This is a genomic window from Gloeothece verrucosa PCC 7822 (assembly GCF_000147335.1).
GTDB classification, from domain to species: Bacteria; Cyanobacteriota; Cyanobacteriia; order Cyanobacteriales; family Microcystaceae; genus Gloeothece; species Gloeothece verrucosa.
This window is the reverse complement of record NC_014501.1, coordinates 5,183,082-5,207,573: the sequence shown is the minus strand read 5'-3', so window position 1 is coordinate 5,207,573 and position 24,492 is coordinate 5,183,082. Positions and strand designations below refer to the sequence as shown.

Below are 24,492 nucleotides of genomic sequence, written 5' to 3'. Positions count from 1 at the left end.
TATGACTATTCAAGAAGCACAAATAGTTGCAGAACAATTAGGGAATATTCAATTGACACCAGAGAAGTTACAGGCGGAAATTGGGCGCTTGAACCGAAAAACAGTTGTTACTCTCTCTCATGTAGAAGCTTTACATAATTGGTTGGAAGGAAAGCGGCAGGCAAAGCAATCATGTCGGGTGGTAGGGGAATCTCGCACAGGAAAAACTATTGCTTGTAATGCCTATCGTTTGAGACATAAACCGATTCAAAACCCAGGAAAACCCCCAATTGTTCCAGTGGTTTATATACAAATTCCTCAAGAGTGTGGGGCTAAGGATTTGTTTGGGGCTATTATTGAGCATTTGAAGTATCAAATGACTAAGGGAACAGTCGCAGAAATCCGTAATAGAGCGTTAAAAGTGCTTGAGCGTTGCGGTGTAGAGATGATTATTATAGACGAGGCTGATAGATTAAAATCGAAAACTTTTGCTGAAGTAAGAGATATTTTTGATCTTAAAGATATTGCGGTGGTTTTGGTGGGTACAGATCGCTTAGATGCTGTGATTAAGAGGGATGAGCAGGTTTATAATCGTTTTCGGGCTTGTCATCGGTTTGGCAAGTTGACGGGGGATGAGTTTGGGCAAACGGTGGATATTTGGGAGCGGCAGGTGTTGAAGTTACCTGTTGCGTCTAATTTAAACAGTAAGCGGATGTTGAAGATTTTGGGACAGGCGACAGGGGGTTATATTGGTTTGTTAGATATGATTTTACGGGAAGCAGCGATTAGAGCGTTGAAGAAGGGATTAAATCAGGTTGATTTGGAAACGCTTAAAGAGGTGGCGGAGGAATATAAATAGTGGAAAGTATAGAAATTAAGTCTTGGTGGTTTTTGGTTGAACCGTTACCAGGGGAAAGTATTAGTCATTTTACCATTTTTTACATAATCTCACATTAAGAACCACGATAATAAGAAATTAATGGAGGAGAATTACTATCATCAGGAGTCATATACCGAGTAAAAATGTCAAGGACGTAATTTTCTGATGGTTCATAAAAATTTTTATCAATAATAATAAATTGAGTTTCTTTTAGTTCATTTTTAGCTAGGGAGTACAAATAATCATAAAAACTCTCAAATAAATCAATATTTAATTCTTCACCGATGTTTTTCATTGGTGTATCAATGATCAAAAAACTTGGTAAAGGAAGATTATTTTCTGAAGCAGTTTGATGTACTGCCAAAGCATAACAGACATTTAAAAGAGTTTTTTTACCTCCACTACCAGCATTATAAAAATCCCATTTTAAAGCTTCATCTCCACCTGATAAAATAGAGGGAATCCAAGTTTTGGGATTGATTTTGATACTATCTTCATTATTAACACCAGGAACACCAACAGTCAAAAGAGCATGACGAAAGTTACTTTCTAAAGCCTCAATATTCTGTTCTGCATTTTTAAGAGTAGTTTTTTCTTGATTAATTAAATCTTCAATTCGTTGTTCTTGAAAAAATAATTCATCGGTTTCTCTTTCTAGTTCAGTGATAGCTTCAGTCATTTCTCGAAGTCTGTCTAAGTTTTTTCGCCTTTCTTCATAAGTTGCAATTTTTCTTTCAACCTCTCGAAAACGTGCTAAGAAAGGAGAATCATATTCATTAAGTTCTTGTGAAAGTCGTCTGTCTAAATTATTTTTTTTATCTTGAAGTCTTTCAATAACTAATTGCTGACTAATTATTGATTCTTTATGTCTAGCAACAGATTCATCAAGTTCTACAATTCTTGTTGTTAAATCTTGTCTAATAACTTCGGATTGGGTAACTACCTGAGTATTATCGGGAGAGGGATGCTTACCGCATAAATAGCAAACATCTTTAGAAGAAATTGGTTCATCTATTTCTGTGCCACAAGCAGGACAAGATTCAAATAATATTTTTGATAAAATAGAAGTGGCAGATTTAACTTGAGCTAATTTAAATTTGGCTGACAACAATTCTGCTTTTAAAGATTCCTGTTCTTCTATTTTTTCTTGTAAATCAGCGAAAATTTGTTTTTCATTATTAAGTTGATTACTTAGATGACGAAGATTGTCTCGCAATTCATCAATAAAATGTGTAGCAGTAGCAGTGCTATATTCTTTTCTAAGATTACTTTGTTCTACATAAAACTGATCTAACCTTTGATTAACTTGCTCAATCTCTTTCATAATGTCTAATTCAGAACCATAAACAAATTGGCTAAGAAATTCTTTTATTTGTTTAATAGATTCTTGTTTTACTAATCTCTTTTTTTTAGTTTCTTCTAACTCAGATTCTAATTGATTTAATCTTTCCTTATAATATCCTACTACAAAGCGCATAACATCACGACTTTTAAGTTTTCGATAGCTATCTTCAAGTCGATAAAATGAGGAATCAAGTAAATCTTGTTGTAAGTAACAATACCATAATATATCTCGGAAACTTAAACGTACTAACGGAGAATTATCCTCAACTTTACTCTTACGCACTTTTAAAGGTATAATATCTAAAAAATAAAAGATAAGATCACAATGTTCATATCTAAAGCCAAAAAGTTCGGATTTTTCTTTATCATACCTTATTTGAAGACGCTCTCTTATCTGCGTTAACATTTTTTTTCCAAAAAGTTCTTTATCCTGATAGCTTAAATCATGGACTTCTTGGCAAACATTATTGACTACTGTTATTAAATGTTGATAACGTTGATCGGCTTTTTTTTTGCCAAGTTTTTTAGATAATTGAATCAAACCATATTCGGCTGAAATTTTATTATCTTTCATAAGCTCTATATTATTAAGTGATATACCTCCAGCAGCCATTTTTTTCTCCATAACTGTTGTTCCTCTTGGCAGTTCTTTAAGAGGTAAGCAATTTGATGAGCGCAATAAGTATTGATCGTTGAGAGAAAACTCATCGACTAATTCTAAAATAGTATTTATAGCTATTTTTTTGCCTTGAATAATCATTTTTGTTTTTTCATCTTCAGGATTAGGCTTGAGAATATAATAAGCTTCCGTTGGAGAATTTTCTACAAGTGAAGCAGCATTTAAACATTTATTGATGAGTTCATGAGTAATTTTATTAAGCTGATCATATCGTAACTCTCGCTCTTTAATTTTTGGAACTCTACTTATTAAATCTACAAGTTTTGCATCAATATCCGCAAGTCCTGGTGATACCTCCAGCTTAGTCTTCTGAAGAGTTTTAATAATTATAGCTGATATATCATGACAAGTATTCCCCATTTCTTGGTCTATTGTTTTAATAAATTTTGTTAAATTTATGTCTAATTTATCTAAGTCATTTATATGGCAATTGTTAGCCAATTCTAGAATATAGTTTAAATTTTTATCGGTTTTGTTTGCTTTCCAGAAACCACAGTTAGCAACCAAAACATAATGTAAAAAACTTCTTGGGAACTGAATTTCATGCTCGACAAATTTTTTGATAGACTTATATACCTGCTCATCATTTGCTTGAAAGGGTTGCCCAGAAGCACGAGTTTTTACTTGTAATCCAATAAAAGAGTTATCTTTATGCTTTACCAAAATATCTTCATGATGCTCACAATATATACAGTCAATAAGAGAGCTATCATCAAGTAAAGATAAACATTTTATGGCAGCATAAGCAGCTTGATAACGAAAGCGTCGCTGAGTTTCATCGCCAGGATCATTGGTGCAAGCTATCTCATCAGGTTGCAAATATTGATTCATCGTTAATTCATAAATAAATAAATTGTTGTTGTCATTACTCTGAGCGTAGTTTTTGATGAATCACATCCAACCACACCGGAATTACAGGCAGACCTTGATCTAAAAAAGCGATCGCCACCTTTTTCTCAAAGTCCTTCAACTTAAGTATTCCCACAGATTCATCAAAAACTAACATCAAGCGCTTAAAAATTTTCTGATTAGCAAAGTCTGGTTCAAATTCCTTCAACTGCTGAAGTATCCCAGAAGCCGCCTCAAAACTCAACCCCACAGATAACAAATATTCCATCACTGCCAACTCGACCAACTCCGAACGAGAGTAATAAATACTCCGCCCTGTCCCCGTTGCATTAACCGTTGGGACAACAACGCCCTTTTCTCGCCAATACTGCAACTGACGTAAAGTACACCCCGTAATTTCTGCCGCTTCTTTTGAGCTAAAAAATGTTTCACCCATAGCTCTCATTTTACAAAAAGGGGTTATAATACAGTCATGTTTGTATTAAACAATAATGTTTAATAATCTCATGAGCCAGATTACCATCCACCTTTAATTTTTGAGAGTGAATCAAAGCTGGGGCAAAATCCCTAGGAGTTCCACGAAAGACGTAAAAACTATATAAGGCTTAACTTTAAGCTTTTTTGGGGATGGTTAAGTCCCACTGATGGGGGATAAAAAAGACCAAGATTTTTGAGGTTGACGAAATCAAAATCTAGAGTCTTTAACAAGTAAGGATTTCACTCTCTGAAAGTTTCAATGACCATCCCTACATGGGGTGGGTTGAAAGAACTATTTTTTTTCTAAAATAATGGTGGATTGAAAGGTAAGGCAGAGGTCTGCTTCCCTATCATAAATGACAAATAATTTGTTACAGCGACACTAATTTGTTACCGACGACAAATAATTAGTTACTGTACAATTTGTTTAAGAGGCGACACCCAGATTCGAACTGGGGGATAAAGGTTTTGCAGACCTCTGCCTTACCACTTGGCTATGTCGCCATTTGCACTTTAACGATTATAGCAAAACTTTCCCCCTTTTGGGAATGTCCTTAACCGGATTTTTTTGCGTCTACTTATTAGGCTAAAGACGAGAAAGGCCATAGACCGAACGTTATAATAGGCCTAGTTACCCAGTTTGTGGGAGGATTCAAATTTCCTGTCCTCCTTGCTATGAGAAGATTTGCGCCCAATCAAGTATGAGCAAGATTACACTTAACTCCCTCTCGGTTTTAAAATCGTCCACTATTTTAACCCTCAGTAGCTTATGGTTGCTGTGGTTTCCGGTGGCTGGCAGTGCGCTTTTAGCAAGGGAAGTCAAACAGTCTGCGGGAGGTCAAGTCATTCAGCATTCAACGGTTCCCTCTTCATTTCAAGATTATCATAAACAGTGCTTGGAAAGGGCAACAGGGCAAGGTTTACCTGGCGATGTCGCTAAAGATTTATGTAACTGTGCTATCAAAAAATTTCAATCTCAATATAATTTTAACCAGTTCAGGGACCTAGTTGTCAAATCTCAAAAGGACCGTACAGCCGCTCGTACCTTAACGCAGGTGGGAGAAACTTGTTTTGACCAAGTCTTATACGAATAATTGTCAATAAAAATGAATTTTTCTAACCCTAAACCCACTAGACGAGAACGCTTCAACATTTCCCGTTTGGCGATTCAACATTCTCCTATTGTTATCGGTTTTTGGCTGGCGGTTACTATAGCCGGACTTTTGGCTTTAAGTAGCCTCAAATATGCCCTATTTCCCGATATTACTTTTCCGGTGATTGTGGTCAATGCTCAAGCGCCTGTAGAGACAGTTATTGACACCCAAAATCAACTCACTATCCCCATTGAACAACCCCTAAAAAAAATCGAAGGTTTTCGGGATGTGGGATCTACCACTTACCCAGGGCGAGGAATTGTTAATATTTTCTTTGCGGTTGGAACTCCTCTAAAATCGGCTTCTGAAGATGTAGAAAAAACCCTCGCTCAACTTAAACCTTCTCTGCCTTCAGGCAGTTCTTATGAGGTCATTCCCATTAATTTAAATGAGTCAGGGGTGATTAGTTATGCGCTGCTCAGTGATCAAAAAAGTCTCGAAGAATTAACGGCAATAGCTCATCAAAAAATTATTCCGAAAATTGCTAAGTTACCGGGAATTTTAAAAGTAAATTTGTTAGGCGATACTTCATCAATTGATAGTCAAAAAACAGAAAAATCTTCCCCTCTCACTCGTCAATATCCTACTTTAGTCCGTTTTAATGGTCAAGAAGGGTTAGCCATAGAAGTGATTAAGACAAGTCGGGCAAATACCCTAGAGGTGGTTAGGCAAGTTGAGCAGAATATTCAACAAATACAACCAGAACTCTCGGATGTTCGTTTAGTTTTAGCAGAAACTCAGGCCGAATATATTCGAGAATCTACTCGGGCTACTATTGATGCTTTAATTGAAGCAATTGTCTTGGCGGTTTTAGTAATCATTCCTTTTTTAAGGAGTTTTCGAGCCACTGTGATCGCGTCTTTAGCGATTCCAATTTCTCTGTTGGCTACCTGTATTATTATGGCCATATTTGGGTTTAATTTAGAAACCATTACCCTCTTGGCTTTAGCTTTAGTAATTGGCATTGTGGTAGATGATGCTATCGTTGATGTGGAAAATATTTCGCGGCATATCGAGCAAGGAAAAAGCCCAAAAGAGGCGGCAATTTTAGGAACTAATGAGATTGGTTTAAGTGTAACGGCTTCTACATTAACTATTGCTGCGGTTTTTATTCCCGTTGCTTTTATGGCAGGCCCGGTGGGGAAATTTTTTAAACCTTTTGGATTAACGGTTTCGGCGGCAGTGATCTTTTCTCTTTTAGTTGCTCGAACTTTAACGCCTGTTTTAGCCAGTCGTTGGTTAAAACCGAAAAAGCCCGAAAAAAACGGGCACAATTATCTTGATTCTGGGATCATTAATCACTATCGTCAGTTATTACGCTGGTCACTTCATCATCGTAAAATGGTCATCGGAATTGCTTTGATTAGTTTTATTGTTGGTGTGGGGCTGATTCCGCTCATTCCTAAAGGGTTTATTCCTCCTTTAGATAGAGGTGAATTTAACATTGTTTATACCGCACCTTTGCCGAAAAGACTCCTAGAATTAAAATCTCTTCCCAAACAAGTAGAAAATAATTCGGCTTCACAAGAGGGCGGCTTTGATTGGATTTCTCAATTAGCTAGTTCTCCTCAAACCTTTTTATTAAGAAAAACCCTTCGAGTGGGTAAAGAATTTGAAGAGAGTTTGCAAAAAATTACTGAAATAAAATCCGTTTATACCATTGCCGGTCTTCAAGGAGAACCCACTAAAGGTAAAATATATGTGACATTAAAGCATGATCGCCAATTAAATACTCAGCAAGTGCAAGATGTTGTGCGTCAAAATTTACCTAAACCCAAGGGTGTAATCTTCAGTGTGGAAGATATTCCTTTTATCGAAACAGAAGCCGAAAAACCGCTACAAATTGCCATTAAGGGCGATAATTATACTCAGTTACAAGCGGCGGCTCAAACGTTAAAAACCCGCGTCGAGAAACTGCCGGGATTAAAAGATGTAGCCCTTTCTAACCAAGATGATCAAGCAGCCAATGGTTATAAGCTTGAACGTCTTAATGGACAAGGGGTTATATATCTTAGTGCTAACCTTTCGCCAAAATTAGGTTTAGAAGATGCCGCCCTTGATGTGGAAAAAACGGCGAAAACTATTTTACCTCAAGGAGTTATTTTACAACGTTGGGGCAGTGCGGCTCAAAGTGATGATGTGTTAATGAGTTTTGGCAAAACTTTGGCAGTGGCAATCTTGTTAATGTTACTGGTTTTAATCTTATTGTTTGGCAGAATTTTAGAACCTCTGGTCGTGATTTTATCTCTGCCTTTATCCATTGTCGGGGCAATGTTAGGCCTTTTAATTACTCAGAGTGATTTTGGGATCATTTCTTTAATTGGTTTAATTTTCTTGGTGGGTTTATTAGATAAAAATGCTGTTTTATTGTTGGATTATATTAATCAACTTCGTTCGGCTGGAAAGACAAGGGAAGAAGCAATTATTGAAACCGGAGCAATTCGGTTACGACCTATTATTATGACCACTGCTTCTACTATTTTAGGAATGGTTCCCCTTGCTTTGGGATGGGGCGCGGGATCTGAATTACGTCAACCGATGGCAGTGGCGATTATTGGAGGGTTAATTACTTCTACTTTATTGAGTTTAATTGTTGTGCCTGTGCTTTATTCTGTATTAGAAGATGGATGGCTAAAAATGGTTAAAACTCACAAGTGATAGAGAGGTTAGATACTAGGTCTGTACAGGAGTAATCTAGTTTGAACATCATCAGCATTTTGAGTATAATTTTATCTTGACAAAAAGGTAGTTTTATGTTGATGATTTAAGGTTTTGAGATGAGCAAAATATGTTATTTTTACAAATAAGAAAAAAACCTAATGGATTCTTATTAAATCGACTATGCAAGTCATAAACTTGATGCTTATTTTTGCTCTTGGGTTAGCCATTGCTTTATTCAGTCTGGAAAATACTCAGGTGGTTTCTGTAAATATTATTCCCGGCTTAAGCTATAAACTTCCTTTATCCATTTGCATTGTTGTAACGATGGGAATAGGTGCGGTTTTGGCTTGGTTACTGATGATTTGGATGAAATTACAAGGATGGGTTATTCAGTGGCAAAAACGCAGTGCTTTGAAAGCTAAAGATCAAAAAATCAAAGAGCTTTTAGAAGATGTTGAACAGCTTCAAGCACAAGTCGAGCAACCTACTCGTTATTTGACTACTGCTGAAGCTATAAACGAAGATAATACACAAACCGCAGAAATTATTTCTTGAAAATTACGCTAACCGCTTTTTCCGCAACGAGAGAGAGAATTTAACGAAGCCCGCCGGCGCGGGCTAAATAATTTTTTAGGATTCTACAGTAATATAAAAGTATTATTTTAAGCCGCCAGAAGTTGAAACGCCAATGACTCAAACTCCCTTGAGCAACCTTAATTTAATTTCACTTCCAACACAAGACGAACTTCCCTGTGATGACGGTGTGCCAATGGAAACCCAACGCCATAAAATACAATTAGATTTACTCATTGATGGTTTGCTGCTGTGGTTAGAACAACGGCAGGATGGTTATGTGGGGGGCAATATGTTTCTCTATTACAGTATGGCTCAACTCCGTAATCAAGATTTTTTAGGGCCAGATTTTTTTGCAGTTATTGATGTGCCTAAAGTAGAACGAAAAAGTTGGGTAGTTTGGCAAGAAGAAAAAGCGCCTGATGTGATCATTGAATTATTATCAGAAAGTACCGCATCTCAAGACAAAAACCAGAAAAAGTTAATTTATCAAAATCAGTTGCGTATTCCAGAATATTATTGGTTTGATCCGTTTAATCCTGATGATTGGGCGGGTTTTTCTCTTCAAAATGGAACCTATCAACTCATAGAAACGGATGCTCATAATCAATTGATTAGTCAAAGATTAGGTTTAGCCCTGACTAGATGGTATGGTATTTATAAAGGAATTGAAACAACCTGGTTACGTTGGGCTAATTTAGAGGGAGATATATTATTTACCCCTGAAGAATATCAAAAGCAACGTGCCGAACAAGAACATCAACGTGCCGAACAAGAACATCAACGTGCCGAACAAGAACATCAACGTGCCGAACAAGAACATCAACGTGCCGAACAAAGCCAATTCCAGTTACAACAAATCGTCAAAAATTTACTTCAAACAGGAATGAGTATAGAACAGGTTGCTAGAATAACTGGGTTATCTATATCAGAAATTCAAGAACAGTCTTAAAATATAGCCTTTCTCACTTTACTGAGGTACAAAGTTCTAGATTTTAGGGAACAGGGAACACCGGATCTGGGAACAGGGAATAAAATTTAAAGTGTACCTCACCCAATTGAGAAACGCTATAAATACTCTTGTCTAACCCTTTGCCTAAACAAATTTTACAACAGGAGTTAATTATTTACATGAAAAATTTCTCGATTTTTGAACACAAGCTAGGACAATTTTAGTTGTAATCTTGATACTTACCCCCTAAATTTTCGACAATTGATTTGGTATTAGATACCAACATTTTGCTATAACTATCTCCTTCACTTCCCGACGCACCGATAGAATCTGAATATAGTTTTTGAGCCGCTAATTTAACCCCTGCTTCTTCTGCCACCGCTTGAATCAAGACCGGATTAATGGTCGTTTCAGCAAAAATCGTGGGAACTTTAGCCTTTTTAATCGAATCAGCCAAATTTTTCACCGTTTGGGCACTAGGTTGTTCTTCTGTAGAGATACCAATCAGCGTCCCCGTTACCTTTAACCCATAAGCATGAGCATAATATTGAAAAGCATCATGAGTGGTCACTAAATTGCGCTGATTAGGGGGAATCGTCTGTATTTGTCCTTTGAGCCAACCATCGAGGCGCTGTAACTCTGAGGTCAATTTAGCCGCATTATCAGTAAATTTTTGGCGGTCTTGGGGAGAGAGTTCGATCAACTCATCGCGAATCTTATTCACCATCTTAATGCCATTTTGGGCATCTCCCCATACATGAGGATCAGGAATAGTTTTACCCTGATGCTTTAAATCTAAAGGAGGAACCACCTCACCTACTGCCACTTTTTTGGCTTTTATCCCTGCTGCATTCATCAACCGAATTAACCCAGGTTCTAGGTTATACCCGTTATATAAGATTAAATCTGCTTTTTCTAAAGCCGCACTATCGGCCGGTACCGGCTCATAGATATGGGGGTCTGCTCCGGGTTTAAGTATTCCTTTAAGCGCTATTTCATCCCCGGCCACTCGTTGAGTCAAGTCAGCGATGATGGTACTGGTAGAAACCACCTCGGGTTTATCTGGGGTTTTTTCTCTCCCTTGGGGTTGACAACTACTCAGCAGCAGTCCTAGCACCAGTGCGAAATACATTAAAGGGCTGATTCGTTTTCCCATCCAGGCGCATAAGAATAGAACAGGGGAAAGAGGAGTCTCTACTGTCATAGTTTCTTTACACTTTTTTTCATAATTATCTCATAATTATTTTCATAATTCTTTCATTTTTAGGGTATGCTGATCAATAAAGATGTAATCAAGGGGGAGAGACAGCCAATGTTAGCTCAGTCATCCGGACAAAATCCCAGTATTGATGTAGTCCATCTGGGGGTGTCTTACCGTAGCGTTGAAGCGTTACGAGATATCACCTTAAAGATTTTACCTGGACGCTTGACGGGAATTATTGGCCCTAATGGAGCCGGAAAAAGTACCCTAATTAAAGCCATGTTAGGATTGATTCCCATCAATCAGGGGTCAGTGTTTTATCAAGGTCAACCTTTGATGGAACAGTTAGAACGAGTGGCTTATGTTCCTCAACGCTCCCAGATTGATTGGACTTATCCGGCTACGGTGTGGGATGTGGTAATGATGGGAAGAGTCCGCAAGACGGGTTGGTTTCGCCGTTTTTCGACTATTAGCCGCCGCCGATCCTTAGAAGCTTTAGAACGGGTGGGAATGGCAGATTATCAACATCGCCCCATCGGACAGTTATCCGGAGGACAACAACAACGGGTATTTTTAGCCCGTTCATTGGCTCAAGAAGCGGATATATTTTTCTTTGATGAGCCTTTTGTTGGGGTAGATCAAAAAACCGAAAGTATTTTATTTAATATTTTTCATGAATTAGCCGATGAAGGCAAAGTCGTTTTAGTAGTCAATCATGATTTAGGCAATTCAATTACTAATTTTGATGACTTAATTTTGTTAAATAGACAACTTATTTGTTCTGGGGTGAGACAAATGGTATTAAGGGAAGATAATTTGTATCATGCTTATGACGGTAAAGTGTCATTTTTTAATGCTCAAGCCGCCTAAAATATTCATAATTATCTCATAATGTTCACAGAAGGTTTAAAACAGTTATGGTAAAAGAAGAGTATCTGATTACCTAATTGTGCCTATGTCCCTTCATCACGACCACGATCACGATCATCACCATCATGCCCCTAATTTTAACCGCGCTTTTATTATTGGTACAACCCTTAATATCGGCTTTGTGATTATTGAGGCCACTTATGGCTTTTTAACAAATTCTCTGGCCTTATTAGCAGATGCGGGTCATAATTTTAGTGATGTATTAGGATTAATCCTCGCTTGGGGTGCAAGTTGGTTAGTGAGTCGTCGTCCTACCCCTCGTTATACTTATGGGTTTCGTCGGTCTTCAATTTTTGCGGCTTTGATTAACGGCATTCTTCTATTTGTGGCTTTGACGTTTATTACTGTAGAAGCTATAGCTAGATTAGCTCATCCTGTTCCTATCGCCTCAAAAACCATTATCGCAGTCGCTTTAGTGGGAGTTGTTATTAATGGTATAACAGCCTTTCTTTTTATGTCTGGACGAGAAAAAGATTTAAATATTAAGGGAGCTTTTTTACACATGGCGGCTGATGCTGTAATTTCGTTAGGGGTGGTTTTAGCCGGAATAGCGATAATGGCAACTAATTGGCTATGGTTTGACCCGGTGGTGAGTTTAATGATTGTGGTGGTTATTGGGCTAGGTACTTGGAATTTATTACAAGAATCAGTTAATTTAGCTTTAGATGGAGTTCCATCAGGAATTAATCCTCATGCGGTTCGTACTTATTTAGGGGAATTACCCGGAGTGGTGGCGGTTCATGATTTACATATTTGGGCAATGAGTACAACAGAACCGGTATTAACGGCACATTTGGTGATGCCAACCGGGAATCCGGGGGATGGTTTTTTATCTCGAATTCATCAAGATTTACATAGTAAATTTGGTATTGAACACACAACGATTCAGATTGAAGCCGGGAATTTTGTCGCCCCTTGTTCTCAAAAGTCTTGTTGTGACTAAGTAAAGCCAACAGGCACTCTTGCCATCAGCTACAGGGAATGACTAATGACTAATGACTAATGACCAATAACTAATAACTTTTATGCTAGACCTATTATTTGAACCTTTACAGTATAGTTTTATGCAGCGCTCCCTAATAGAAGCAATTATTGTAGGAGTTATTTGTGCTGTGGTGGGGAGTTATTTAATGGTGCAACGATTGGCTTTATTAGGAGATGCCATTAGTCATTCGGTTTTACCGGGTTTAGCTATCGCCTTTTTGTTGAATATAAATATTTTTGTTGGGGCTTTTGTTGCCGGCTTACTGAGTACCATTGTTATTAATTTAATTCGGACTCGTTCTAACCTCAAAGAAGATGCCGCAATGGGCATTGTTTTTTCGTCATTTTTTGCATTAGGAATTACCTTAATTACTATTATTCAAAAAGACAACAAAATTGACCTCAATCATTTTTTGTTTGGCAATATATTAGGCGTAACGGTAGCCGATCTTAGAGATACCTTGATCATCGGGGTTGTCGTTATTTTAATTGTGGTGGTTTTTTATAAAGAATTGCTCTTTTATACCTTTGATAAATTGGGGGCACAAGCGGCAGGTTTACCGGTGCATTTGTTAGACTTAGGCTTAATGATTTTAATCGGGTTAACCATTGTCGCTAGTCTAAAAACCGTCGGCGTTATCCTGGTTTTATCCTTGCTAATTACCCCGGCAGCCACCGCCTATTTATTAGTTAAACGCTTACATCAGGTGATGTTGTTAGGGGTGGTAATTGGCGTGATATCTAGTATTAGTGGGATGTATCTGAGTTACTTCTATAATTTACCTTCAGGGCCGGCCATCGTTTTAGTGGCATCGGGGCTATTTATATTAGCGTTTTTATTCAGTCCTAGTCAAGGTATTTTAACTTATCCCGCTTCAGCCTCGAATCAGTCTTTACTTTGGCAAGAATTGAAACGCTTAATTCGTTTTCACTAAGCTACAATAGAATTATCAGAGTGCTATCCAACTTTTCCTCCTTGGGGGAGATTACTGACAAGCTTAACTCTTCTTAAAATTATGTTACGGGTTTATCAGTTTGAGCATTGTTAGAACACCATGCTTAGGCCAAGCCTAAGTAAAAAATCAATTAAGAAGAAATCAAATAACATAACATGAATCAACCCGAAAAAAAAGCCGACAAAAAACTAAAGAACACTGAAAGAGATTTATTCTTATATCCTATCACCGGTTATAGAGGTTTATTTTCCCCAGAAAAATTGCTGTTAAACGCCAATTTGCAAGAATTTGCTCAAAGAGTCAGTTATCTAGTGGGACTCCATACCAACGGAAAGTTATCAACGGGAGAAGTGTATAAACAGTTAGATCACCTATGGATACAGTTGCAAAAAAGCAAAGAAGCTACAGGAATTGATGATTTTGAACAGAAATAGGTCACTAATTCGAAAAAATTAGCCTAGTTGCCCCTGAAGTGCAGCCTAGGACTATCTTTAAGCGGTACTTACTCCTTTGTCCCTAGAGTATTTAAGGCGGCTCTTTTTCCCCTTGGCGGGGGCTATAACTAGAGTTTTTTCCACCTACTTAGTTGCGGCAAAAAGGAGCTATAATAAAATATCTTGGAATACAAATAATATATTTGTTCTGATAACGTCGTCTTAAATCTCTAAAATGGAGAAAAAATCGGCTTTATGTGCTTTAGTTTTGCTGAGATGGTTAATCAAACAGACTGTCTTCTCTGGACTCGCTACAAAGGTGATCGAGCAATCATACTTAATATGATCAATGGCAATCTATATACTAGCATGAACCCTCAAATTAACTTGACTGATATAAAAGCCAATTCATCACGAGGCTAGAACTTGCCGGACTCAAAAGAACGACTTGTTCGGATTTCCCTAGCCACTAACAATTTTGATCTTAACCTTTCGCTCAATAGAAATTATCAACCCAAAACCAGAATGAAATCACCAACAGAACAACGCTTTGACTATGTAAAAATTGGTTTAGCTTCTCCTGATAGAATTCGCCAATGGGGAGAAAGAACCCTCCCGAATGGAATTTTGGTGGGAGAAGTCACCAAACCAGAAACCATCAACTACCGGACTCTCAAACCCGAAATGGATGGTCTTTTCTGTGAGCGCATTTTCGGACCGTCAAAAGACTGGGAATGTTGGTGCGGCAAATATAAACGGGTACGCCACCGGGGGATCGTCTGTGAACGCTGTGGGGTAGAAGTAACCGAGTCTCGAGTACGCCGCCACCGCATGGGTTTTATTAAACTAGCGGCTCCGGTGACTCACGTTTGGTATCTCAAAGGAATTCCCAGTTACCTGAGTATTTTACTCGATATGCCGCTACGGGATGTAGAGCAGATCGTTTACTTTAATGCCTATGTGGTTCTCAATCCGGGTAACGCTGGCAACCTACAATATAAACAACTGCTCACCGAAGATCAGTGGTTAGAAATAGAAGAACAAATCTATGCCGAAGATTCTGAATTATACGGCATAGAAGTAGGCATTGGGGCAGAAGCGATCGAAAGATTGCTGCAAGAACTGAACCTAGACGAAGAAGCGGAAAAACTGCGCGAAGAAATAGTAGAAAGCAAAGGGCAAAAACGCGCCAAGTTGATTAAGCGGCTGCGAGTGATTGACAACTTTATAGCGACCGGTTCTCAACCTGACTGGATGGTTTTGACCGTTATTCCCGTCATTCCCCCAGATTTACGTCCGATGGTACAACTCGATGGGGGACGTTTTGCCACTTCAGACTTAAACGATCTCTATCGTCGAGTCATTAACCGCAATAACCGCTTATCCCGCTTACAGGAAATTCTCGCCCCTGAAATTATCGTCCGTAACGAAAAGCGGATGTTACAAGAAGCGGTAGATGCTTTGATTGATAATGGACGACGCGGAAGAACCGTAGTGGGGGCAAATAATCGTCCTTTAAAATCCCTTTCCGATATTATCGAAGGAAAACAAGGGCGTTTCCGTCAAAACCTCTTAGGTAAACGGGTTGACTACTCGGGACGGTCTGTTATTGTGGTGGGGCCCAAACTGAAAATCTATCAGTGTGGACTTCCCCGAGAAATGGCGATCGAACTGTTCCAACCGTTTGTTATTCATCGCCTGATTAAACTGGGAATGGTGAATAATATTAAAGCCGCTAAAAAGATGATTCAGCGTGGCGATCCCCAAGTCTGGAACGTCTTAGAAGAGGTAATTACCGGACACCCTGTATTACTCAACCGTGCCCCTACCCTACACCGTTTAGGGATTCAAGCGTTTGAACCTATTTTAGTGGAAGGACGAGCCATTCAATTACACCCGTTAGTATGTCCCGCCTTTAACGCTGACTTTGACGGGGACCAAATGGCGGTTCACGTTCCCCTGTCTCTAGAATCTCAGTGCGAGGCGCGGCTATTGATGTTAGCTTGTCACAATATCCTATCACCGGCCACAGGGCGACCAATTGTAGCGCCTTCTCAGGATATGGTATTAGGATGCTATTACCTAACCGCAGAAAATCCCAAAGCCCAAAAAGGTGCAGAAAGTTATTTTTCGGACCTTGAAGATGCACTGATGGCTTATGAGCAAAAAATGGTAGACCTGCATGCTTATGTCTGGGTTCGTTGTCAGGAACAGGTGGTCACTGATCAACCCGATGATGAACCCGTGAAAACCGAAACCCTTGAGGATGGTTCCATTGTAAAACTCTATCGACATCGCAAGGTTAGAGAAACGGCTGATGGTGAAATTCTCTCTCAGTTTATCCGTACAACCGTCGGCCGAATTATCTACAATAAGACGATTAAAGATGCTTTAGTGGTTTAAAAGCGCATCATTTTTAAACAAGAGTAAAGGATAGAGTTAAGCTTTATCCTTTTTTCTTTTTTGCCTAAAAAACTGTGCCATATTAAAAATAGGCTGGTCCAAGGAAAGGTTAAAACTTTTTTAAACCCTCAAGTGCCGAACTTGTTCGGTTACTCAATCTTTGTAGAAACCTTGCATTTAACATCTCGAGTTTTAACCTCTTCCCTGCTGCCTTTTACTATATAAAGCTTTATCAGGCAAATACTGTTATGAGTATGACAAAAGAAGAATTTGAGAAATTAGTGAGCCGCTTAGAAATCTATGCTAAAAGTCATCCGAATGAATATAAATTTCGAGTTGGACTGTTAGCCATTCTCGGCCATATTTACATTGTGGCGGTTTTAGGGATTTTAATCGCCGCCATCATCGGACTGATCCTATTAACCATTTATGGTCATTATCTCTCCTCTGCGCTCATTAAACTGATTTTTGTCTTAATGATACCTGTGTTTATTATCCTGCGCTCGCTGTTTAATGTTTTAACCATGCGTTTGCCGCCGCCTAACGGGATAGAACTCCAGCGTAGCCAAGTCCCCTTATTATTTAAACTGGTAGATCACTTAACCTCAACCCTTCAATGTCCTTCCTTTAATCATATTGTTCTTGTGCCTGAATTTAATGCCGCCGTTGTACAAATTCCTCGTTTTTTCCTGTTAGGTCAGGACAATTATTTATTAGTAGGACTTCCCTTGTTACACGCGCTTTCTGTAGAACAATTCGAAGCGGTATTGGCTCATGAATTTGGACATTTATCGGGAAATCATAGTCACTTTCATGGCTGGATATATCGAATGCGCCACACTTGGGGATTGATTTTAGAGCGCTTTGCCCAAAGCCAACAAGGAGGGGTAGGAGGTTTGTTTTTCAGATTTTTTAACTGGTATATTCCTTTTTTTAATGCCTATTCTTTTGTGTTAGCAAGAGCCAATGAATATGAAGCCGATAAATGTGCGGCGCAGTTGGCCGGTCCTGTCTCGACAGCATCGGCGCTGGTTAATGTTCATGTTTTAGGACAGTTGGTAGACAATAATTTTTGGAATGAAATTTACCAAAAAGTTAACGAGCAACCAGAGCCGCCGGTTACGCCTTTTAACCAACTGGAAATTTGCCTCAAAACCGATAGAGAACCCGAAAAAATTCAATTGTGGTTAGAGCAAGCTTTAAAAGCTAAAACCGACTGTGTGGATACACACCCTTGTCTGAGTGATCGCTTAAAGGCTTTAAATTTTGCCCCAGAAGAAGCCGCGCCTTTATTAACTGCAACCCCTGATACAGCCGCACAAGAGTTATTAGGTGAACAATTAACATCTCTGACGGAAGACTTAAACCAACAGTGGAAAACGCTGATTACCTTTCAATGGCGAGAACGTTATACTTATCTACAACAGTCTCGGAATTTACTACAAGAGTTGGAGGAACTCGCTACCACTGATATTCTTTCTGTCGAGCAAATGTGGGAGAGAGCTAGATTAACGGTTGAAATTAAGGGACCTGATGCGGCTATTCCTGTGCTGAAATCTCTGCTTTCTAGCAATGCCGCTCATGCTAATGGGAATTATTTATTAGGGCAAATTTTGATTTCACGGCAAAATGATGAAGGAATTAAATATTTAAAGGTCGCCATGAATAATGAACCTCAATTAGTTGTGAATAGCTGCGAAATAATTTATTATTATTTACAACAGCAAGGACGAGAAATAGAAGCTAATCAATTTCTTCAAGAAGTCCGAAAGCGTTTTCGTTTTTCATAATATAAATCTTTTGACGAATTAATTTCGTGATCGTTAATTATAGCGCTACGCGCTAGGGAACAGGCAACAGTTGATTATGACAAGGTTTTATCTTCTTGCCATGTCCTAACTTTAATGCGTAGTGCTGTAGTTAAAGGAAAGGAGGGCACTACAAGGTTAATTATTGTCGGTTATTAATTTGAAACCGTGCCCACCCTACCCTAGATAAAATGATCAGTTTAACTCATTGATTTTGACTTTTGCCTCTTGCACTATTCCTGATATTGCTTTAATAACTGAGGAATATAATCATAGCCATCTACGCCAATAGATTCTAACATTTTCGAGCGATTTTGTGATAGTAAATTGAGAAAAAATTCCTGACCGACTCGACCTTGAATAATGGTTAATAATCCGGCGGCTTGTCGCCACTCTTTAGCCGAAATTCTTTCTAAAATATACATGGCTAAACTTCCATTATAAACCGCTCGCTTTAAATCATTGAGATGATAATAAGCTTCGGCTAAATAGCTCAGAGTTATTCCTTGAATGTACAAATCCCGCACGAATTGAGCGGCTTTAACGCCTTTTTCCAAATATTCACAGGCAAGACTAGGCTGATTAATCACTAGATAAGCAATTCCCAAACTATTGTAACAAAGGGCTTGACTTTGGTAATCTTCTAAGCGTTCTGCTAATTGCAGACCTTGTTGTAAATAGCTTATATTTTGTTCATACATTTCTGCGCTCATTTGCTCTGTAGCTTGAGCGGCTAACACTTCACTATAGCCTAAATTGGCCAAGGCATTTGCTTCTCCTAATCTATCTCCACTTTGACGAGCTAAAATCAAGGCGCGTTGACTATAATTAATGGCGGCTGCATAATCTTTTTGAGCAATACTATTACGACTGAGATGATTAAAATTAGCAATTTGACAAAGGTTATCCCCAGACTCTTGAGCAATTAGAAGGGCTTCTTGATGAAAAGAATTTGCTCGCTCATATTGTCCTAAAGTCCGTTGAGAATAGCCCAATATAGTGAGTATACGTGCCTTTTCTTGAGTGCCTTGTACTTCTCGTAAAGGTTCACTGAGATAATTCAAAGTGTCGCGTAAATTATCTCCCCAGAAGGAAACAAAAACCCCCCCATAAAGAGGAAAATCGGGTCGCTGGGCAAAGGTTCGTAGAATTTGTAACGTAATTTGAAAACAGCCTTTTGCTAGTAATTCGCGAGTATTAGAATTGAGATTAGTTGCCTGTTGTAACCCATTGGATAATTCACACCAAATAACGGCAAAAGTGAGCAAGGTAGCATTAGATAATCTTTTTCCCCAAGTGGCACTATAAGGCTGTTGATCAAACCAAGCGATTAATCCCTGTTGTAATCCTCGCAGAATTATGACTAATTCTATCCAACTGCTGAGGTCTTGAGTCGCTCCTATTCGGATTAGTTCAGTGGCCGATTGATTCGAGGCTTGTAATTGAAATAATTGTTGAGGAAGAGGGCTATTGATGCGTTTTGCCCAAATTGCCCAAGGGCCTTTTGTACCGGGAATTCCTTCAAAACCTAGAGCTTTATTGCCGCTTTCATAAATCCAACTCACGAGATCATTTTCAAGGTTATGCAAAGATTCTAATCCTTTTAAAAGTCCTGTGCAAAATAAGCGCAATTGATTCGCATCATCCGCATCAGAAATTGAGTGGGCGGCTTGCTCTAAAGCTTGGGCTAATTGTTTAATTTGGTTACGGTTGAGTACCTGAGTTTGATTGAGGTCAAGTTTCTGCACTAAAATGGAAAAACGCTCTGAGCGTGCGGCTTGGAGTAGTTCTTTTATGGCTTGAGAATAAACATTAGTTTCCTGTTTTTCTTTTTGCCATCTTTCCCAGGCTCCGGAAAGGGTGTCTAATGCTCTTAATTGACGGCTGATTTTGGCTTTTTTTGCCTCACTGGTTTGTTCTTGGAGTTGCTGATGGGTGATGCTAAGACGCTCATTGAGACAGCGTTCAAAAATTTCGCCGCTACCCGGTTGAATAGCTTTGACTACCATTTGATACAGTTGTTCTTTTGAGAGAATTTTGCCTTGAAGGGTTGCTGTTATGGTTTGTTCAATAAACTCTTGATATTGCTGTGGTAAGGAAACTTCTCCAGAATTCGACGCTTGATTATTGATCATGATGATTTCTTCAAATGAGTCTATTAAAAGTATTTTAAAATTGGCTAAAACGATCGCTCTGGTGGGTTATTCTGATCAACCCACGCGCCCGAGTTATCAAATTGGCCAGTTTTTGCGAGAAAAGGGTTATGTGGTTTATCCGGTCAATCCTACAATATCTGAGATTGATGGGCAACGGTGCTACTCGTCTTTATCAGAAATTCCAAAAGCGATTGATCTGGTGAACGTTTTTCGTCGAGGAGAATATCTACCAGAAATTGTTGAAGAATGTATAAAGCTAAAAATTAAGATAATCTGGTTACAATTGGGGATTTTTAATGAACAAGCACAACAAAAAGCCATTGATGCCGGAATTCAAGTGATCGTCAATCGGTGCATCCGAACCGAATTAATGCGCTCTTGAGATTAGCTGACTCATCAGTGATTTATGTGGCACCCACAAGGCGAAAAATCAGGGAATTAATGACCGAAAGTGCAAAAGCTCCGAGTATGGCACTCCATAACCCCCAACGTAGTCTAAATCCTTCTACAAGCCAAGCGGCTAATCCAAAAATAATGGCGTTGAGAAACAAGGAAAATAAACCGAGTGTTAAGAGGGTGAGCGGTATAGTTAAGAAAAATAGAACCGGTTTAATAAAGGCATTGAGAAGCCCCAAAACTAAAGCCGCTATCAGGGCTTTTGCCAAACTATCTATTTCAATGCCAAGGGGAAGCCTAGAAATAATTAACAGACTGATGGCAGTAACAATTAAGGTGACAATAAAGGCGGTCATAGCTAGAGAACTCCCAAAAGGAAAGTTTATAATTTACTATAATTAAATCTGTTCGGTGATTTAATGACGAGTTAAATCTACTACTAGAGGTAAATATAGCTGATTTTATCGAAAAGTTTTTCTTTCATTGGAGAGATTTAAACCCATACAAAAACACCAATAATTATTAACAATCCTCAAAATCCCATTTAAAACCCGATGTTTTCGGAAAAATGTGTCCTAAGTGACATATTTAGTTCCCGACTCTTGTTATGGTCCGTTAGAGATTCAGAGATTAATACATCTATCTTCTAAAATACAATGAGATCACTCTCCACTCAAGACACAGAAATAATCGTTTTTCACCCTCGTCTCAAAGAAGACGCTCAAACGGTTTTAGAGATTTTACAGCAAAGAAAGCCTGTAATGGTTAGTCTAGGGAATTTATCTTTAACCGAAAGACAGAGATTTGTCGATTGGGTAACTGGCGGGATTCACGCTATTGATGGTAGAACAGTTTGGATCGGAAATTTAACTTTTTTATTTCTACCTTCTCATATACAAGTGACTGGCAATACTAACAAATACTCGGTTGCACCCAAGCTGAAAGCGAGTTGAAAATCTCTGCCAGTGGTATCTTAGATCTAGGATTCGTGACAAAAATTTAGAAGATAAATGAATCAAATTGATCTTGCTTTTACCTCTGCCTTAGAACAAGCCAAACTGATCCGAGAGCGCCAAATTTCTCCGTTAGAATTAGTGGAAATCTACCTAGCTCGCATCGAGAGGTTAAACCCTCAAGTAGGTAGTTTTTTTCATCTGGCAGCAGATGCCGCTATTTCAGAAGCGAAAGCAAAAACCGAATTTTTAGCCAATAATCAAGATCTCTGCAATCTACCTCTTTTTTTTGGGGTTCCCACTGCTATTAAAGACCTAAACGCCGTCGCCGGAATGCCTTGCAGTTATGGAGTAGCCGCCCTGAAGGATAACATAGTCAATTATGATGATGGGGTAGTGACTCGCATCAAACAGGCAGGATTGATCATTTTAGGTAAAACCGCCACTTCACAATTAGGGTCTTTTCCTTATACTGAACCGCCTAATTTTGAGCCGGCGCGTACCCCTTGGAATTTAGACTATACGGCCGGAGGGTCTAGTGGTGGCGCAGCTAGTGCAGTAGCGGCGGGATTATGCGCTTTAGCACAAGGTTCTGATGGCGGAGGTTCTATTCGGGGTCCGGCCCTATGTTGTGGGTTAGTGGGGATTAAACCGGCCAGAGGACGCATTTCTAACGCTCCTATCGGGGATTTTCAGAGTGGGATTGCCACTAATGGACCTCTCGCTCGTACTGTAGCTGATGCGGCGGCTTTTTTAGATGTGATGTCAGGCTATACAACCGGTGATCCTTATTGGCTGCCGGAGCCGAAAATGTCTTTTTTAGCGGCTACTGGTGAAGATGTCGGTCAATTACGCATTGCTTTTTCTCCCTCTTTAGCGGGTTTTCCGGAATCTGTACCTATTGTTGGGCAAGCGGTAAGAGAGACGGCTAAACGTTTAGAGGAGATGGGGCATATTGTAGAAGAGGGATGTTTTAATGTTGAGGGGTTACTTGAACCTTTTAAGATTGTCTGGCAATCTGGAGTCGCGGCGGCGGGTATTCCTTTAGAACTCCTGTGTCCCCTCAATCAATGGCTAGGAGAACAACAAACATCAGCCGGGCAATATTTGCAAGCGGTACGAACTCTGCAAATGATTTCTCGTTCCTTGGTGGCTTTTTTTCAAGAGTATGATGTGTTGGTGTTACCGGTTTATTTGCATCAAGCTATCCGAATCGGGGAATGGGAAAACTTGCCGCCACAAGAAACCCTAGAAAAAATGATTAATTGGGTTGCTCCTTGTCCTCCTTGTAATGCCAGTGGTTTACCCGCCATTACCATTCCGACGGGGTTTGATGAAAATGGTTTACCGATAGCCGTTCAGTTGGTTGGAGGTGCGGCTGATGAAATCACTTTGATCGCTTTAGCGGCACAGTTGGAGGCGCTTAACCCCTGGAGTCATTATCGGCCTGCTATGGCTACTGCTTAACCATAATAGAAAGCGATTTCTTTTTCTTTTAAGGGAGCAAAACCGGCTTTTGTGAGCAGTTGGTTTAATTGTTCTTGAGGGATGTGCTTTGCTCCTATACGGACAATACGCGAACGCATGGTATTAGTTACGCCACTGCGCTGACGTTGACCTTCAAGGACCATGACTTGTTTGTATAGTTCTAATTTAGCAGAGTCTATGGGGGTACCGTCAAAGTCGATTCCGGCTTCGATGGCGGCATCTACGGCATCTGCTCCAGTAGTCGAGGTGGGTGATGTCATTTTAAATAATTGATGATTGTTAGATTTTATTGTATCTGATAACTGTGATTATAATGATCAATAAAAAATCCTAGTTCATCAAAAAATCAAAGGAATCATTGTTTAGAGATTATTACTAACAATTCCTGACCATTGAACTTTTTTTTCATTGGTTCGCCGATAAGAAAAGAAATACTCAGGTTGCTGATAGGTACAATAAGGCGCGATGGCGATCTGTTCCTCAGCAATGCCTAATGATAGCAGTTGTAATACATTGACTCGTCTGACATCTAATTTAACCCGTCCGGGTTCTGGATCTTCGAGAATGGGTGAACCGGGCATCTCTTGTAAGGCTTTTATAAGGCTTTCTCTGGTGTCTAATTCTTGCCAGTTGAGTAAACTAGACCCGACTTCTAAGGCCACTTCCTGAGACACTTGATACACTTCTCCAGAGATGGCCGGACCAAGAGCAATTCTTAAATTTTCCCGATCACTACCAAAATTTATTAATCGTGAAATTGCTTCGGGAACAATCTTTTTAGCTGTTCCTCGCCATCCTGCGTGAATTGCTGCGGTTTTTCGGGTCTTGACATCGGCGATCAAAACCGGGGTACAATCAGCACTAGCCACCCAGATTGACTGCTGAGGTTGGTCGGTAATGATTCCATCGGCCGGTGGATACTTTTCTTCTATTTTTTCATTTTTAATCGCTGCTTCTATTTCTTTTGAAGTGAGTACGCGCCGGTCATGCACCTGTTTAACTCGATATACAGATGCTCCCGGTTGCAATACCTCGACTAATTCTTCTGGCGGATGAGGATAAAATTGCTGCGTAAAAAAGCCGTGTTGCCAGTCTTGTAATAATGAACAAGTCAAATAAGGCAAACTGTTCCATTGTTGCCAGTGCCAAGCGGCTGTTTGAGTGGGAACTTCAGAAGTAAGGGAAATAGTCACCCGTTTAACCTCAATAATATTTTTTAATTTGTGCTAGTTTTT

At 39.2% G+C, this 24,492-nt stretch carries 21 protein-coding genes and 1 tRNA gene; 14 read left to right on the top strand and 8 right to left on the bottom strand.

Annotated elements, in window-relative coordinates; translation table 11 throughout:
- Position 1 precedes the first annotated feature (1 nt).
- Complete coding sequence (locus CYAN7822_RS23425) at positions 2–838, top strand: TniB family NTP-binding protein (RefSeq protein WP_013324724.1); 837 nt, start codon at positions 2–4, stop codon at positions 836–838.
- 94 nt (positions 839–932) lie between these two features.
- On the opposite strand, the gene CYAN7822_RS23420 is transcribed toward CYAN7822_RS23425, so the two are convergent.
- The 3 genes from CYAN7822_RS23420 to CYAN7822_RS23410 form a co-directional block, all read right to left on the bottom strand.
- Complete coding sequence (locus CYAN7822_RS23420) at positions 933–3,713, bottom strand: DUF4297 domain-containing protein (RefSeq protein ID WP_013324723.1); 2,781 nt, start codon at positions 3,711–3,713, stop codon at positions 933–935.
- A gap of 34 nt (positions 3,714–3,747) precedes the next feature.
- Positions 3,748–4,167, bottom strand: a complete 420-nt coding sequence (locus CYAN7822_RS23415; protein WP_041933363.1) for a MerR family transcriptional regulator — start codon at positions 4,165–4,167, stop codon at positions 3,748–3,750.
- Between the two features lie 473 nt (positions 4,168–4,640).
- Positions 4,641–4,712 (bottom strand) — tRNA-Cys (locus CYAN7822_RS23410).
- A 197-nt stretch (positions 4,713–4,909) separates the two neighbouring features.
- Between CYAN7822_RS23410 and CYAN7822_RS23405 the strand changes: the two genes are divergently transcribed.
- The 4 genes from CYAN7822_RS23405 (at position 4,910) to CYAN7822_RS23390 (ending at position 9,548) form a co-directional block, all read left to right on the top strand.
- A complete protein-coding gene (locus tag CYAN7822_RS23405; protein ID WP_013324721.1) occupies positions 4,910–5,302 on the top strand; it encodes a hypothetical protein in 393 nt (130 codons plus the stop codon).
- Between the two features lie 12 nt (positions 5,303–5,314).
- Complete coding sequence (locus CYAN7822_RS23400) at positions 5,315–8,020, top strand: efflux RND transporter permease subunit (RefSeq protein WP_013324720.1); 2,706 nt, start codon at positions 5,315–5,317, stop codon at positions 8,018–8,020.
- A gap of 183 nt (positions 8,021–8,203) precedes the next feature.
- Positions 8,204–8,578: a LapA family protein gene (locus tag CYAN7822_RS23395; RefSeq protein ID WP_013324719.1), complete on the top strand. Its 375-nt coding sequence runs from the start codon at positions 8,204–8,206 to the stop codon at positions 8,576–8,578.
- Positions 8,579–8,711: 133 nt separating this feature from the next.
- Positions 8,712–9,548 carry a Uma2 family endonuclease gene (locus CYAN7822_RS23390; RefSeq protein ID WP_013324718.1) on the top strand — a complete coding sequence of 279 codons (837 nt, stop codon included), beginning with the start codon at positions 8,712–8,714 and terminating at the stop codon, positions 9,546–9,548.
- A gap of 220 nt (positions 9,549–9,768) precedes the next feature.
- Here CYAN7822_RS23390 and CYAN7822_RS23385 read toward each other — a convergent pair whose 3' ends face one another.
- Positions 9,769–10,692, bottom strand: a complete 924-nt coding sequence (locus CYAN7822_RS23385; protein ID WP_157871950.1) for a metal ABC transporter solute-binding protein, Zn/Mn family — start codon at positions 10,690–10,692, stop codon at positions 9,769–9,771.
- A gap of 168 nt (positions 10,693–10,860) precedes the next feature.
- Here CYAN7822_RS23385 and CYAN7822_RS23380 point away from each other — a divergent pair, with 168 nt between their 5' ends.
- The 6 genes from CYAN7822_RS23380 (at position 10,861) to CYAN7822_RS23355 (ending at position 18,246) form a co-directional block, all read left to right on the top strand.
- Positions 10,861–11,619, top strand: a complete 759-nt coding sequence (locus CYAN7822_RS23380; RefSeq protein ID WP_013324716.1) for a metal ABC transporter ATP-binding protein — start codon at positions 10,861–10,863, stop codon at positions 11,617–11,619.
- An 85-nt stretch (positions 11,620–11,704) separates the two neighbouring features.
- Positions 11,705–12,622, top strand: a complete 918-nt coding sequence (locus CYAN7822_RS23375; RefSeq protein WP_013324715.1) for a cation diffusion facilitator family transporter — start codon at positions 11,705–11,707, stop codon at positions 12,620–12,622.
- 82 nt (positions 12,623–12,704) lie between these two features.
- Complete coding sequence (locus CYAN7822_RS23370) at positions 12,705–13,598, top strand: metal ABC transporter permease (RefSeq protein ID WP_013324714.1); 894 nt, start codon at positions 12,705–12,707, stop codon at positions 13,596–13,598.
- A gap of 176 nt (positions 13,599–13,774) precedes the next feature.
- Positions 13,775–14,053 carry a DUF7219 family protein gene (locus CYAN7822_RS23365; RefSeq protein ID WP_013324713.1) on the top strand — a complete coding sequence of 93 codons (279 nt, stop codon included), beginning with the start codon at positions 13,775–13,777 and terminating at the stop codon, positions 14,051–14,053.
- A gap of 525 nt (positions 14,054–14,578) precedes the next feature.
- The gene (locus CYAN7822_RS23360) at positions 14,579–16,456 is read left to right on the top strand and encodes a DNA-directed RNA polymerase subunit gamma (RefSeq protein ID WP_013324712.1); all 1,878 of its coding nucleotides are present in this window, start codon (positions 14,579–14,581) and stop codon (positions 16,454–16,456) included.
- A 248-nt stretch (positions 16,457–16,704) separates the two neighbouring features.
- Positions 16,705–18,246 (top strand): M48 family metallopeptidase, encoded by a 1,542-nt coding sequence (locus CYAN7822_RS23355; protein WP_013324711.1) that lies wholly within the window; start codon positions 16,705–16,707, stop codon positions 18,244–18,246.
- A 251-nt stretch (positions 18,247–18,497) separates the two neighbouring features.
- Here CYAN7822_RS23355 and CYAN7822_RS23350 read toward each other — a convergent pair whose 3' ends face one another.
- Positions 18,498–20,399, bottom strand: a complete 1,902-nt coding sequence (locus CYAN7822_RS23350) for a tetratricopeptide repeat protein (protein ID WP_013324710.1) — start codon at positions 20,397–20,399, stop codon at positions 18,498–18,500.
- Here CYAN7822_RS23350 and CYAN7822_RS23345 point away from each other — a divergent pair.
- Positions 20,398–20,802 (top strand): CoA-binding protein, encoded by a 405-nt coding sequence (locus tag CYAN7822_RS23345; protein WP_216701557.1) that lies wholly within the window; start codon positions 20,398–20,400, stop codon positions 20,800–20,802. The two genes, CYAN7822_RS23350 and CYAN7822_RS23345, sit on opposite strands and share 2 nt — an antisense overlap.
- Positions 20,803–20,824: 22 nt before the next feature.
- Here CYAN7822_RS23345 and CYAN7822_RS23340 read toward each other — a convergent pair whose 3' ends face one another.
- Positions 20,825–21,172, bottom strand: coding sequence for a phage holin family protein (locus CYAN7822_RS23340; protein ID WP_013324708.1), 348 nt, complete (start codon positions 21,170–21,172; stop codon positions 20,825–20,827).
- A 300-nt stretch (positions 21,173–21,472) separates the two neighbouring features.
- Between CYAN7822_RS23340 and sepF the strand changes: the two genes are divergently transcribed.
- Both sepF and CYAN7822_RS23330 read left to right on the top strand, forming a co-directional pair.
- Entirely contained in the window at positions 21,473–21,769 is a 297-nt protein-coding gene (gene sepF, locus CYAN7822_RS23335) for a cell division protein SepF (RefSeq protein ID WP_013324707.1), read from the top strand.
- A 57-nt stretch (positions 21,770–21,826) separates the two neighbouring features.
- Positions 21,827–23,236, top strand: a complete 1,410-nt coding sequence (locus tag CYAN7822_RS23330; RefSeq protein WP_013324706.1) for an amidase — start codon at positions 21,827–21,829, stop codon at positions 23,234–23,236.
- Here the strand turns inward: CYAN7822_RS23330 and CYAN7822_RS23325 are convergent.
- Entirely contained in the window at positions 23,233–23,517 is a 285-nt protein-coding gene (locus tag CYAN7822_RS23325) for a small RNA NsiR4-regulated ssr1528 family protein (protein WP_013324705.1), read from the bottom strand. The two genes, CYAN7822_RS23330 and CYAN7822_RS23325, sit on opposite strands and share 4 nt — an antisense overlap.
- Positions 23,518–23,619: 102 nt before the next feature.
- Positions 23,620–24,450 (bottom strand): peptidoglycan editing factor PgeF, encoded by an 831-nt coding sequence (gene pgeF / locus CYAN7822_RS23320; protein WP_013324704.1) that lies wholly within the window; start codon positions 24,448–24,450, stop codon positions 23,620–23,622.
- Positions 24,451–24,492 lie beyond the last annotated feature (42 nt).